Genomic DNA, 12,753 nt, shown 5'->3' on the forward strand with positions numbered 1-12,753 from the left:
CGTTATTCGCCAGCTCTGTGTGTCAAGCCGGCCTTAATAATGGAGCTGCCGTAATACGGCGGCTCCTGATCTTCTAGTTATCTGGCGGCCAGCATCTGCCCGAACAGCTCCGAAAAGACGGTCTTTGCCTTGCCTGGATGCTTCACCTGCTGGGCCGCTTCGGCGTTTTGAGGCGTGCCGACCTCTATGAGGGCGACCATGCCCATACCGTAGTGCGGCGCGCACTTCACGCCATAGACGCCCTCTTCCGTTAGCGTGACCGTAAATTCTTCGTTGATCTTACCCTTGAAGGGCTCCGCGCCTTCGGGGATCATGCCCTTGATGGTTTCCGCGTTGTGCCCCTTGTCCACGGGAACGAAGCGGATCGTGTCGCCCGGCGCGGCCTTCACGAAGTTCGGTTCGAAGACCATCGTTCCCTTCTCGCCCTTGTTCAGCATATGGATTTCGAACTCGGCTGCGCCCGCATTCGCCGCGAACAGGGCGGCCGCTCCAATGGCAATGGCAGCAACTATCCTTTTCATGGTTTTTCCTTTTTGGTTGGTACTGAACGTGTGTGTCGCCGGCATCTTTAGCGGCGTCTGCCCGCCCGATATTTGCGCTGGCTCAAACGGGAGATCGAAAGAAGCACAAGGCCGATGGTGCGAAGGCTCCGCCCGTGCCGGTTCGGCCTATTCTGGCTCCGGGCGGCTGTAGCGGGGACCACCCGCAGCCGCCGGGCGGTCCTCTCCGTCATCCAGCAGGATGCGCTGGGCCGCGCCGTCCAGATCTTCGTACTGCCCGTCGCGCAGCGACCAGAGGAAGGCAAGAAGCGCAGTAGCGCCCATCAGAAGGGCGATGGGAATGAGCCACGTGAGATAACTCATGAGGCTGCCTCCGCGAGCTTTCCTGCCCGCCGCCCGGCTGCTACCGGCTTTGGAGTGTCGCCGCGCAGCCTCAGGGCGTTGGCGACCACGAGGATGGAGGAGAGCGACATGGCGATGGCGGCGATCAGCGGCGTGACATGGCCGGCGAGGGCCAGCGGCAGAACCGTGACGTTGTAGATCACCGCCAGTCCGAGGTTCTGCTTGACGAGGGCGCCTGCGCGCCGTGCGATGGCAAGAGCGGCGGGTACGGCGGCAAGCGAAGCGTTGAAGAAGACCAGGTCGGCGGCGTTGCGACCAATCTCGGCGGCGTTGCCGGGGGCCATTGAGACGTGCGCAGCCGAAAGCGCGGGGGCGTCGTTCAGCCCGTCGCCCACCATCAGCACCTTGCGGCCCTGACCGCGCAGTTCGTCAAGCCGCGCAACCTTGTCGGCAGGCAGCATGGCCGAGCGCCAGCGCTCAAAGCCGAGATCGCGAGCCACGGCGGCCACCGCCCGCTCTCCGTCGCCGGAAAGCACCTCCAGCTCAAATTCCCGCTCCCAGAGCGCCTGGACGGCCTCCTTCGCGTCGGGTCGGGGCGTGTCGGCAAAGGTGAAGGTTCCGGCAAGCTCGCCGTCACAGGATAGCGCGCTCATGCTTTTCTCGTTGTCCGACACCACGCCCCGGCAGGCCCAGGACGGCCGGCCGAGCATGTAGACTGCGCCGTTGATCCTCCCCTCGATGCCGAGGCCAGGATATTCTGCAAAGTCCTCCACCGCCATTCTGCTGTCCGGGCGCAGGCTCGCAATGGCGCGCGCAGCGGGATGGCGCGAATTGAAGGCGAGCGCGGCCGCGGCTTCAAGATGATTTTCCGGGACGGTGGAAGCGGCGACCCGAAGATCGCCTAGCGTCAGCGTTCCTGTCTTGTCGAAGACGACCGTATCAGTTTCGGCCAGCCGCTCCAGCGCGCTGCCTTCCTTGAGGGCGATGCCGCGCTCGAAGAGCCGGCGCGCCGCCATCACCTGCACCATGGGCACCGCCAGTCCCAGCGCGCAGGGGCAGGTGATGATCAGCACCGAGACGGCGATCGTCAGGGCGCGGTGCCAGTCGCCGGTGACCGCCATCCACCCGGCAAAGGCGATGAAGGCCAGCGTGTGGATGACCGGGGAGTAGAGGCTTGCGGCCCGGTCGGCGATGCGGCGATAGCCGGAGCGGCCCGCTTCGGCAGCCTCCATCATCCGGATCATTTCGGAAAGAAACGATTCCTCGGCTTCCCTTTCGGCGCGGATGGTCAGCGATCCGTTCAGGTTCAGCATGCCGGCGCTGACGTGATCGCCAGGGCCGGCGTTGACGGGTTCCACCTCGCCGGTCACGAGCTGGGCGTCGAGTTCGCCGCGGCCCTCGGTGATGGTGCCGTCGAGGGGAATGCGCTCGCCCGGGGCGACGAACAGGGTTTCGCCCTTGGCGATCGTGCGCACGTCCTTGTACTCGCGCGTACCGTCCGCCGAGATCGTCACCGCACCTCGCGGCATGATGCGCGCCAGCCCGACGATGGCGGTTCTGGCCTTGCGCCGCATCATGTGGTCGAGCGTGCGGCCCACGAGCAGGAAGAAGGTGAGCGAGACCACGGCGTCGAAATAGGCATGCGGCTCGTTGCGCAGCGTGTCGTGCAGGCTGAGCGCCAGCGTGAGCACGATCCCGACGGAGATCGGCACGTCCATGTTGGTGCGCCGATGCTTCAGCGCCGACCAGGCCGAGGCGAAGAAGACGCGGCCCGAATAGGCGATCGTCGGCAGCGCCAGCAGCGCCGAGATGAGGTGGAATGCGTGGCGCGTTCCGGCATCCGCTCCGGACCATACGGATACCGACAGAAGCATGATGTTCATTGCGGCAAAGCCCGCTACGGCCGTGGCGCGCAGGAGCCGGCCGAACTCCGGATCGTCCTCCGACTGGTCCTGCGTGTAGAGCGCGGCGTCGTAACCCGCCCGTGTAAGCGTCGCGAAGAAGGGCGGCACCGGTCCGTCCTTCAGCCATTGGACCGAAACCCGGCGGGTGGTGAGGTTGAGCCTCGCGGCCTCAACGCCCGGCAGGGCAAGCAGCGCCGTCTCGATAGCTCTGATGCAGGCCGCGCAATGAGCCGACGGCACGGAAAGGTCGGTCTGCATTAGCTGCTCGGAGAGCGCGCGGCTTGCCAGGCGCACCTCCTCGTCGGAGGGCCAGCGTCTAGCACTGCCGATATCAGCTCCCGGGGCGCAGCAGACCGTCAATCCCTCAGCTCCGTGCAATTGCCGCATAGGCATGCCAGGTGGCGTGCCCCAGCAGCGGGAATATGACGACAAGGCCGATAAGGCCGGTGGCAACCGCGATGAGGAAGAAGGCGAGCACGATGGCGCCCCACATCAGCATCACGGGTAGGTTGTTCCAGACCAGCGCCATGCTGGTGCCCATGGCTGTCAGCGCGTCGGTGCGCTGGTCCACCAGCATGGGAATGGCAAACACGCTGATGGCGAAGGAGAAGGCGGCGAAAAGCCCGCCGACAATTGTGCCTGTCACCAGCATGGCCCAGCCGACCGGCGTGAAAAACAGCATCGGCACGATGTGATCGAGACCGGGGAAGGGACGCAGGCCGAAAAACAGCGCGTAGATGAGAACGGCTGCGCGCATCCAGAAGACCATGAGCAGGGCCAGGATCAGGCCGACGAAGAAGATCTGGCCACCGGAGCGGAGGGGCACGAAAAGTATGTGCCTCAAGCCCAGCGGCTCGCCTTCGGTGAGCCTGCGGCTCTTTTCATAGGTGCCGATGGCGATCAGCGGCCCTACGATCATGAAGCCGGACAGCGCGGGAAACAGGATATGGTCCCACCCGGCGGCGAACATGGCGGCCACCGTAAGTGCCGAAAGGGCAAGCACGCCGACGCCATAGAAAAGGCTGAGGCCCGGCCGCGCGGTGAAGTCCCGCCAGCCATCGCCAAGCCAGTGAAAAGCCTCGAGGATCGGCAGTCCGCGGTTGCGGGTAGACAGCGCCGCGGCCTGAAAATCGTCTGCGTGAATGTCGTTTGCCATGGTTCCCGTTCCTTCCACCCTTAGCAGGCGGATTTGGCGGCCCGGAACTGTCCAGGCCGAGTTTCATCCGGCATCTTGAGGTGGTCAACGCATTCGGACTGCGCCTGAATCGCGACATAGACGAGATGCGCGTTGGCGCCGAAGAAGAGGAGGAGACCGGCGACCACCCCCGTTAGCACCAGAAGGCGCGTCCTGTGCCGCTGGGTAGCGGCTTTCATCGTTCGGCCTCCGGCTTACCGTTGATGATCTCCGTCACGTAAAGTGTCAGGATCTTGCGGTCGAGCTCGCTGAGCCGGTCTTCCCAATGCGGCATGTGGCCCTGCCGTCCCTCGGAGATGGTGCGGATCAGCGATTCCCGGTCGCTTCCCGTCAGCCATGAATCGTCCATGAGATTTGGCACGCCCATGGCCGGGTCGCCGCGTCCGTCCTCGCCGTGGCAGGCGGCGCAATTCTCGGCAAAGAGCCGCGCGCCCTCCTCCACGCCCTTGGTGTCCAGCGGGCCGAGATCCTCTATCCCTTCGGCATTGTTGCGGATGAAGGAGACGATGGAAGATATGGAAGGCCGGTCGAGGATGCCGTCGCGGCCGAAAGCCGGCATCTGGGCGAACCGGGTTTCCGGATGGGTGGAGTTGATGCCGATACGGAGGGTTTCCGCCACGATCTCCGGATCGCCGCCCCACAGCCAGGCGTGGTCGGCGAGGCTCGGAAAGCCCGGATTGCCGCTTCCATCGAGTCCGTGGCAGACGGCGCAATTGTCACCGAACAGCGTGCTGCCGGATTCGCGCACGATCTGCATGAGCTCCGGCCGTTCCCGGATTTCGGCGAAGTCCAGCTTCGCGATGTCCTCGGCCCAGGCGGCGCGCCGCGCAGCGGCGGCTTCCTCGACCGCCTTTTCCACCGTCTGGCGCTGATCGATGCCGAGCAGGCCCTTGGTGTAGGTCACGCCTATAGGCCAGGCGGGCATCAGTACCCAGTAGACGATGGAGAACAGCGCCGTGGCGATGAGGAAGAAGAGGATGGGCCGCGGGACGCGGTTGTCCAGCTCCTTGATGCCGTTCCAATCGTGCCCGGTCGTGTACTGACCGGTAACGGGATCACGCTCGCGTTCGCCTACCGCCATGGCCGGTCCTCCTTGTCGAGCACGCTGACCTTGGCGCGCGCGAAGCGCTTCCGGTTGCCCGGCCAGAACGTATAGACGAGCACGCCGATGGACAGCGCGATGAGATAGAAGAGGCCCCAGCTCTTGGCCATGGCGACCAGGGTGTCGTGTCCGATGTCCATTATTCGGTCTCCTCAGCTTGCATGACCTCACCGCCCGCCGACTTCTGATAGGGGGCGTCGGTCAGCTTGCCGATGATCTGCAGATAGGCGACCAGCGCATCCATCTCGGTGAGCCGGCCGGGATCGCCGTCGAAGGCGCGTATGTTGGTATCCTCGCCGTAGCGTTCGGCCACCCCTTCCGCCGCGGCGCTGTCGGGGAAGGCCTGGGCGAAGGCGTCATGGGTGGCGTTCTGTACCATCTCGTCCGTGTAGGGCACGCCCACCTTGCGCATGGCCTCAAGATGGGCCGGCAGGTCGTCGATCTTCAGCGTATTGCGCTGCAGCCAAGCATAGGCGGGCATCTTCGACTCCGGCACCACGGAGCGCGGGTCGATCAGATGCGCCACGTGCCATTCGTCGGAATATTTGCCGCCGACGCGGGCAAGGTCCGGCCCCGTGCGTTTGGAGCCCCACAGCATCGGATGGTCGTATTGCGACTCCACGGCGAGTGAGTATGGGCCGTAGCGCTCCACCTCGTCGCGCAGCGTGCGGATCATCTGGCTGTGGCAGGCGTAGCAGCCTTCGCGCATGTAGATGTTGCGGCCAGCAAGTTCCAGCGGCGTGTAGACGCGCATGTCCTCAACTTTCTCCACCGTCTCATCGATGGTGAAGAGCGGCGCAATCTCGACCAGCCCGCCGATGCTGGAGACCACGATGATGGCCAGCGCGAAGCCGATGGCTGTCCGTTCGAGTTTCCTGTGTACTTCCGGCATGTTCTTATTCTCCCGCCACCAGCGGGCCATCGGCAGCGAGCTTGCCCGCCGGGTGGCGCGCCAGCGACGGTTCGTGCCGGATGGTCATGATGATGTTGTAGGTTCCGACCACAGCCCCCGTGAGGAAGAAGAGCCCGCCCACGGTGCGCGCGATGTAGTAGGGGTGCATCGCGACCAGCGACTCGATGAAGGAATAGGTCAGCGTGCCGCTCTCATTGTAGGTGCGCCACATCAGCCCCTGGATGATGCCCGAGTTCCACATCGCGAAGACGTAGATCAGCGTGCCGATGACCGCGCACCAGAAATGCACCTCCACCAGCGTGTTGGAGTACATGCGCTCACGCTTCCACATGGCGGGTGTCAGCGTGTAGAGCGCGCCGAAGGTGATCATGGCCACCCAGCCGAGCGCGCCGGCATGGACATGGCCCACGGTCCAGTCGGTGTAGTGCGAGAGCGAGTTGACGGCGCGGATTGCCAGGAACGAGCCCTCGAAGGTGGAGAGGCCGTAGAAGACCGCCGCCACCATCATGAAGCGCAGCGTGGCGTCGTCACGCACCTTGTGCCAGGCGCCGTTGAGCGTCAGCAGCGCATTGCCAGCCGAGGCCCAGGAGGGCACGAGGAGCATGATGGAGAACGTCATGCCCAGCGTCTGCACCCAGTGGGGCAGGGCGGTGTAGTGCAGGTGGTGCGATCCTGCCCACATATAGAAGAAGGTGATGCCCCAGAAGCTGATGATCGAGATGCGGTAGGAATAGATCGGCCGTTCCGCCCGCTTCGGCAGGTAGTAGTACATCATGCCGAGGAAGCCCGCGGTGAGGAAGAAGGCGACGGCGTTATGCCCGTACCACCATTGTGTCATCGCGTCCTGTACGCCCGAGAAGAGGGAATAGGCCTTGGCGCTTGAAAGCGAGATCGGCACCGCGAGGTTGTTGACGATGTGCAGGACCGCCACGACCAGGATGAAGGCCATGTAGTACCAGTTCGCCACATAGATGTGCGGCTCTTTGCGGCGGGCGAGCGTGCGGATGTAGAGCACGAAATAGACGACCCAGACGATCACCAGCCAGATATCCGCATACCATTCCGGCTCGGCATATTCCTTCGACTGGGTGATGCCCAGGAAATAGCCGGAGACGGCGAGCAGGCAGAACAGATTGTAGCCGAGCAGCACGAACCAGGGGCTTACCTGGTCGGGCAGGCGCGCAAGCGAGGTGCGCTGGACCACATGCAGCGAGGTGGCGATCAGCGCGTTGCCGCCGAAGCCGAAAATCACGCCCGTGGTGTGCGCCGGTCTCAGGCGCCCGAAGCTCGCCCATGCGGCGTCGAAGGTCAGCTCCGGCCAGGCCAGCAGGGCGGAGACCCAGACCCCGATGAACATGCCGAAGACCGCCCAGGCCATGGTGAGGACGATTCCGAAGCGGATGGGATCGTCGTAATACTCGGAAAGCCGACTCTCATCCGGTTCGGGCGCGTCGATGTTCCGCAGAAGCGCGACCACGACGACTGCGCCGAAAATGGTGATGAGAAGGCCGTGATAGCCCAGAACGTCATTGCGGCCGGCGATCCCGAGGGCTGCGCCCGCAAGCGTGACGAGCCCCGCAAGCCAAAGACCGATCTGTCGTTCAGCGATGGTCAGTCGTGCGATCACTCTCAAGACCCTTTCTTCTATTGTGCCGCTTACGGTGCTTCGCCGTGCGGCGGCTCGATTTGAAGCATCACGCCGAGCGTGTCTTTGTTCTGGATCAAATCGGCGAGCGAGTATTTGTCGAAGACGGCGAAATAGGCTTCGAGCGCCTCGCGCACGACGCCCTTCAGCCGGCATGAGGGGGACAGAAGGCACGTCCCGCCCTTCCTCATGCATTCTACCGGCGCCAGATCGTTCTCCGTCGCGCGCACCACCGCGCCAATATTGATGTCTTCGGGCGGCTGCGCGAGCGCGATGCCGCCGGAGCGGCCGCGCGTGGCCGCGATAAGCCCCATGTTGCGCAGGTTAAGCGCCACTTTCAGCAGATGATTGCGCGAAAGCCCGTAGGAGTCGGCCACCTGCTGGACGGTGACCGGCCGGCTTTCGCTTGCGCCAAGCATCATCAGAATGCGCAGCGCGTAATCGGTATGGAGCGTCATGCGCATGGGGCTATTCCGCAACGCGCCCCTTGGCCGGTCGCATGAGGCCGCCGAGCCCGACGGCCAGCAGGAGAAATGCCTTCACCACCTCGGCCGAGGCGTAGAGAAAGTGGTGCGAGCTCGGCGGAAGCGGCTTGCCGGCGATGATCGCTTCCACCCTCTGATCGAGCACCGGCAGCAGCCAGAAGAACTCGATCGCAAGCAGGAGGAGGGCGGCGGCCGCTCCCGCGATCATCCAGCTGCCGAGCCGCGGCAAGGCCGTAACGGCGAGAAGGAGCACGGCCGGAATCCATTCGATGCGCGAGAAAAGCGCGAAGGTGACGCGGCCCACATCCAGCGCCACCGGCAGATCGAGCGAGGGTGCCTCGAACTTCACTGGCGTGGCGAGGAAGGAAACGCCGACCAGCATGCCGAGCCAGAAGACGGCGATGAAGGCGGCTGCCGCATAAGCGTGTCGTTTACGGCTCATGGCTGGCCTCCTGGATCCCAGGCCTGGTGAGGGTGAAGAACATGGCGAGTTGCAGGCTCTTGGCGATGCGTTCCGCCCGCTCGATGAAGACGACCGCGACCTGCGGCGTACAGCGCTCGTTCACCGTCTCGCGGAAGAGTCCGAGCCAGATTGCGAAATCCGTCTCGCGCACCTCCTTGAGCTTCAGATGCGCCGGAACGGGGCGGCCGCGATATTCGCCGGTCTTCAGGATCACCGAACACCAGAAGTCCGTCATCTTCTCCAGATGCGGCTCCCAGTTACCGGCGATGTGGCGGGCGAAGATCGGCCCCAGTCGCTCGTCCTTGCGCACGCGAGCATAGAAATCGCGTACGATTCCGCCGATGAAGGCCCGGTCGACGCCTTCGGCGACAAGGGGCTCTTCCGGTCTGGGCCGTGCAGCCTGTATGCGGATATTGGTCATTGGTCGCTCTAAAAAGTGGTATCGCAAGTACCACTATTCAGAGCAGCTGCTCCGGGTCAACGGATGGGTTGTCGCAATGACAAAACGTCTCGCGCGGACAAAACGTCTCATGTGGCCGCGTTTGTGCCGGGGAGGCCGCTACTGACCTGCGGCCTCGCGTGCGATCCCGTCCAGGATTTCGTTGACCTCGTCGCGGCCTCCGCCTTCGGGCAGGCGGCGAAAGCCGACCTTGACGACGCCCGGCTCGGCTTCCGTCTCATAGACGAAGACGATGTACGGGCAGTAGGCGATGTTGGCGACGTCCTGCTCCATTACACGGCGCGAGACCACGGCGGAGCAGAACTGGAAGAACTCTGCGTCGCGGTAGAGCTTCCTGTCCGCGCCGACGTCTTCGGCAGTGCGCGCAAGCATCTCGCCGATGTCGCCGTGGTGATCGATCACATAGCCGAGATTGATGATGGCGTCGTTGACCGCGAAAGCGACGTCCTCGAAGGGTGCTTCGGTCTGATAGAGCGTAACATCATCCTGCGCCCGGGCGCTGGCGGCGGAAAGCAGGAGCCCGAAAGCTAGGGCTGGCCAGGCGGCGCGCAACATCGTCATGGTCAGGTCCCTCCCTTCCCGCTCACGGTCTTATGTACGCATATCCCTCGGCCTGAAGCTCCATGAGCCGCACCACGCCCGAAGGTACCATGACCGCCTCGCTCATCAGCGGCACGTCCTTGCCAGCCTTCTTCACCATGTTCCTGTGGGTATTCTCGCAGGCGGCGAATGTGATCTCCGGACTTTCGAGCGACATGGCTGAGATGCGCTCCTCCACCGGGCTTTCTCCGGCAACGAGCATGTTGAGGCCCGGTCCATAGGCGACGATCTCGATCTGCACTTTCTCGCCCTTGGCCTCGTAATAGTGTCGGACGTTCTCGGCATTGTTGAGCGCCAGATTCATCACGGCCGGATCGTTCTGATCGACATGAATGGCGAGCTTGTGCACAACCTCTTCAGCCTGGGCCGCGATGGTGAGCATGGAAAAGGCGGCGGCAATGGCCGCGGATCTGATCGCAAACATTTCGCTTCCTTCTGGTCTTGCACGATCACCTGCTATCCTTGAGCATCATGCGTTGACCAGGCAACCGAAAAGATCAAGGATGCAAAAATCTGAATATGTCGATTGCGCATCTGGGCGCGCTTAAGGGAAGTTGCCGATGCCCATCTCACGCCGGAACCTGATGAAGGGCACCGCAGCGCTTGCGCTTGCCGGGCTCGCCTTACCGCAGGCCCGCGCTATGGGCCGGCTGGCCGTCGGAGAGGGAGAGTTGATCATCGTCAGCGATGGTCACATGACGTTGCCGCTCGAATTTCTCTTTCCCGATCTTCCGGAAGCGGAGCTTAAGGCGCTGCTTGCCGCAAACGGCATGCCCACGGACGGCTACAGTCCAGACTGCAACGTGACATTCCTGCGCGCCGGAGACCGCCTGGCGGTCTTCGATGTCGGCGCCGGTCCGAATTTCACGCCGACCACCGGCAGGCTTTTCGACAATATGGGCGAGGCGGGCATCGATCCGGCGGAGGTGACTGATGTCATCTTTACCCACGCCCATCCGGATCATCTCTGGGGCCTCTTCGATGATTTCGATGAACTTGTCTTCCCCAACGCCGCCTACCGGATGGCCGAGGCCGAATGGGATTTCTGGCGCGCGGAGGATACGCTGGACAAGATGCCGGAGGAGCGTAAGAGCTTCGTCGTAGGCGCTCAGAATCGGCTGCCGCGGATCGAAGAGAGCATCAGGCTGTTCAAGCCCGGCGCGGAAGTTATTCCGGGTGTGGAAGCGGTGGACACCGCTGGCCACACGCCGGGCCATGTCTCCTTCATGGTCCATGGCGGTGTGGAGCCGGTTCTGGTGGCGGGTGACGCGGTCACCAATTTCGCCTCCTTCGCCCAGCCGGAGTTGCGGGCCGGTAGCGATCAGGAGCCGGAGCTGGCGGCTGCAACTCGGGCGAAGCTGCTCGAGCGGCTGGCAGTCGAGAAGGCGCGGCTGATCGGCTATCATCTGCCGCATCCGGGAGCCGGAACGGTCGAGCGCAAGGATGGTGCCTACCGGTTCGTGGCTGCGTAGGGTTGGTCTGATCTATCGGTCCGGAAGAGCGCGATCCAAGTTATTGTTTACGCAATTGCGGACGGAAAACCGGTATCCGTCTTTCTTGGAATTGCTTTATGCCTGCCGAACCCCTCGGCCCGGCCTTGCGCGCCGGTGCACAGAACAGGCCGTAAAGGGCCTCGATCACCGGCTCGACCTCCTGCCTCGCGATCGAATAGTAGATCAAGCGGCCTTCCCGACGCGCGTTGACGAGACGGTCGAAGCGCAGCCTTGCCAGTTGCTGCGACACGGCCGCCTGCGGCATGTTCATGGTCTCTTCGAGCTCCGAGACCGACTTTTCGCCCTCAGCCAGAAGGCACAAGATGAGCAGCCGGCCTTCATGCGAGAGCGCCTTAAGAACGTTGCTTGCCTTGCGCGCTTGCTCCAGAAGCCGTTTGAAATCGTCGGGCGGGCGGGCGGGTTTCGGCTCTGGCAGGCTCATGCGCCCTCCGGTGGATCGAGCTTTGCAATGAGCTCATCGAGAAGATACCAGAAGAACTCGCCGCCGGGATAGCCGCGGATTCGGCCGACTTCCTTGCCGTCTTCGATAAGAACAAAGCTGGGCGTGATGCGCTCGCTGGCGATACCCTGAAGATCCTCCGGCCACTCCTTGGTTATATCAACCCGGCGAAGCGGCGCGCGCCGCCCCTGCTCGGTCTTGGCATAGGCGGGCGCGATCTCCTCGTTGAATTTGGCGCACCAGACACAGCCTGGCCGCTCCAGCATGATGAGCTCCGCCGCCTGAAGCGGCAGGGCGGTGGCCAGTAGCGCTGCCAAGGCCGGAAGGATTTTCTTCGTCGCACGCATGATCCGTCCTTTTGTGCTTTGCGACATATAGGAATTTCTGAATATCTTCCACGGGGTTTCGCGGCGGCGCGGTCGCTGCATGTGCAAGAAGGCGGAAAATGATGCTGGAGGTGAGTGCCGGGGCAGCGCTGATGGCGGGGCTTTTGTCCTTCGCCTCCCCCTGCGTTCTGCCGCTCGTGCCGCCTTACCTCGCATGGCTTGCAGGCGTGAGCTTCGATGAACTGCGCACCGACAGCCTGGAATCGAAGCGCAAGCGCCGCATCGTCATCGCCGCATTCGCCTTTGTGCTCGGCTTCACCACGGTCTTCATCGCGCTCGGGGCGACCGCCAGCGTCGTGGGCAGGACGATCGCGCAGTATTTCGGCGTGCTCTCCTTCATTGCCGGCATCATCATCATTGTCATGGGCCTGCATTTCCTCGGCCTGTTCCGCATCGGCCTGCTTTACCGCGAAGCACGGATTCAGGTCGGCAGAAAGCCCGCCGGACCGGTTGGTGCCTACATTATCGGGCTTGCCTTCGCCTTCGGCTGGACGCCATGCGTCGGCCCGGTGCTCGCGGCGATCTTGTTCATTGCAGGCTCGGAGGGGACGGCCGCGCGCGGAGCGGGACTTCTGACCATTTATTCGCTCGGAATCGGAATTCCTTTCCTCCTGGCGGCGTTTTTCGCAAGTCGGTTCCTCGACTGGGCGGTGTGCTTTAGGAAACATATGCGCAAGGTCGAGATGCTGATGGGCGGGCTCTTGATCCTCACTGGCTTGCTATTCATCACGGGGCAGATGTCGACCATTTCCTACTGGCTGCTTGAGATGTTCCCGGTCTTCCAGACCATCGGTTAAAGGTCGCA

18 protein-coding genes are annotated in these 12,753 nt (G+C 63.4%); 2 read left to right on the plus strand and 16 right to left on the minus strand.

What is annotated here, in order from left to right; translation table 11 throughout:
* Positions 1–77: 77 nt before the first annotated feature.
* From NYR54_RS01125 to NYR54_RS01190, 14 genes are all read right to left on the minus strand, one after another.
* Positions 78–521: a pseudoazurin gene (locus tag NYR54_RS01125; protein ID WP_261513551.1), complete on the minus strand. Its 444-nt coding sequence runs from the start codon at positions 519–521 to the stop codon at positions 78–80.
* Positions 522–668: 147 nt separating this feature from the next.
* Entirely contained in the window at positions 669–863 is a 195-nt protein-coding gene (gene ccoS / locus NYR54_RS01130; RefSeq protein ID WP_261513552.1) for a cbb3-type cytochrome oxidase assembly protein CcoS, read from the minus strand.
* On the minus strand, positions 860–3,133 hold the full coding sequence (locus tag NYR54_RS01135; RefSeq protein ID WP_423738547.1) for a heavy metal translocating P-type ATPase: 2,274 nt from the start codon (positions 3,131–3,133) through the stop codon (positions 860–862). The genes ccoS and NYR54_RS01135 overlap by 4 nt, the downstream gene beginning before the upstream one ends.
* Positions 3,111–3,902, minus strand: a complete 792-nt coding sequence (locus NYR54_RS01140; protein ID WP_261513556.1) for a DUF2189 domain-containing protein — start codon at positions 3,900–3,902, stop codon at positions 3,111–3,113. Before NYR54_RS01140 ends, NYR54_RS01135 begins: the two co-directional genes overlap by 23 nt.
* Before the next feature lie 20 nt (positions 3,903–3,922).
* The gene (locus tag NYR54_RS01145) at positions 3,923–4,120 is read right to left on the minus strand and encodes a hypothetical protein (protein ID WP_261513557.1); all 198 of its coding nucleotides are present in this window, start codon (positions 4,118–4,120) and stop codon (positions 3,923–3,925) included.
* On the minus strand, positions 4,117–5,022 hold the full coding sequence (gene ccoP, locus NYR54_RS01150) for a cytochrome-c oxidase, cbb3-type subunit III (protein ID WP_261513558.1): 906 nt from the start codon (positions 5,020–5,022) through the stop codon (positions 4,117–4,119). Before ccoP ends, NYR54_RS01145 begins: the two co-directional genes overlap by 4 nt.
* Positions 5,013–5,183, minus strand: a complete 171-nt coding sequence (locus NYR54_RS01155; protein ID WP_261513559.1) for a cbb3-type cytochrome c oxidase subunit 3 — start codon at positions 5,181–5,183, stop codon at positions 5,013–5,015. The genes ccoP and NYR54_RS01155 overlap by 10 nt, the downstream gene beginning before the upstream one ends.
* Positions 5,183–5,935, minus strand: a complete 753-nt coding sequence (gene ccoO, locus NYR54_RS01160; protein WP_261513560.1) for a cytochrome-c oxidase, cbb3-type subunit II — start codon at positions 5,933–5,935, stop codon at positions 5,183–5,185. The genes NYR54_RS01155 and ccoO overlap by 1 nt, the downstream gene beginning before the upstream one ends.
* Positions 5,936–5,939: 4 nt before the next feature.
* Positions 5,940–7,580 (minus strand): cytochrome-c oxidase, cbb3-type subunit I, encoded by a 1,641-nt coding sequence (ccoN, locus tag NYR54_RS01165; RefSeq protein WP_423738548.1) that lies wholly within the window; start codon positions 7,578–7,580, stop codon positions 5,940–5,942.
* 32 nt (positions 7,581–7,612) lie between these two features.
* A complete protein-coding gene (locus tag NYR54_RS01170; protein ID WP_261513561.1) occupies positions 7,613–8,065 on the minus strand; it encodes an RrF2 family transcriptional regulator in 453 nt (150 codons plus the stop codon).
* Positions 8,066–8,069: 4 nt separating this feature from the next.
* Positions 8,070–8,528, minus strand: a complete 459-nt coding sequence (locus tag NYR54_RS01175; RefSeq protein ID WP_261513562.1) for a hypothetical protein — start codon at positions 8,526–8,528, stop codon at positions 8,070–8,072.
* On the minus strand, positions 8,518–8,970 hold the full coding sequence (locus NYR54_RS01180) for a group III truncated hemoglobin (RefSeq protein ID WP_261513563.1): 453 nt from the start codon (positions 8,968–8,970) through the stop codon (positions 8,518–8,520). The genes NYR54_RS01175 and NYR54_RS01180 overlap by 11 nt, the downstream gene beginning before the upstream one ends.
* A 138-nt stretch (positions 8,971–9,108) precedes the next feature.
* Positions 9,109–9,570, minus strand: coding sequence for a DUF302 domain-containing protein (locus NYR54_RS01185; protein ID WP_261513564.1), 462 nt, complete (start codon positions 9,568–9,570; stop codon positions 9,109–9,111).
* Positions 9,571–9,592: 22 nt separating this feature from the next.
* Entirely contained in the window at positions 9,593–10,033 is a 441-nt protein-coding gene (locus NYR54_RS01190) for a DsrE family protein (protein WP_261513565.1), read from the minus strand.
* Positions 10,034–10,169: 136 nt separating this feature from the next.
* On the opposite strand from NYR54_RS01190, the gene NYR54_RS01195 reads away from it, so the two are divergent.
* Positions 10,170–11,081 carry an MBL fold metallo-hydrolase gene (locus NYR54_RS01195; RefSeq protein WP_261513566.1) on the plus strand — a complete coding sequence of 304 codons (912 nt, stop codon included), beginning with the start codon at positions 10,170–10,172 and terminating at the stop codon, positions 11,079–11,081.
* Between the two features lie 40 nt (positions 11,082–11,121).
* Here NYR54_RS01195 and NYR54_RS01200 read toward each other — a convergent pair whose 3' ends face one another.
* The gene (locus NYR54_RS01200; protein WP_261513567.1) at positions 11,122–11,544 is read right to left on the minus strand and encodes an ArsR/SmtB family transcription factor; all 423 of its coding nucleotides are present in this window, start codon (positions 11,542–11,544) and stop codon (positions 11,122–11,124) included.
* Positions 11,541–11,909 (minus strand): thioredoxin domain-containing protein, encoded by a 369-nt coding sequence (locus tag NYR54_RS01205; protein WP_261513569.1) that lies wholly within the window; start codon positions 11,907–11,909, stop codon positions 11,541–11,543. Before NYR54_RS01205 ends, NYR54_RS01200 begins: the two co-directional genes overlap by 4 nt.
* A gap of 101 nt (positions 11,910–12,010) precedes the next feature.
* Here NYR54_RS01205 and NYR54_RS01210 point away from each other — a divergent pair, with 101 nt between their 5' ends.
* Entirely contained in the window at positions 12,011–12,745 is a 735-nt protein-coding gene (locus tag NYR54_RS01210) for a cytochrome c biogenesis CcdA family protein (RefSeq protein ID WP_261513710.1), read from the plus strand.
* The last annotated feature ends 8 nt before the right edge of the window (positions 12,746–12,753 follow it).

Origin of the sequence: Chelativorans petroleitrophicus (assembly GCF_025398195.1) — a bacterium.
Taxonomy (GTDB): Bacteria; Pseudomonadota; Alphaproteobacteria; order Rhizobiales; family Rhizobiaceae; genus Chelativorans; species Chelativorans petroleitrophicus.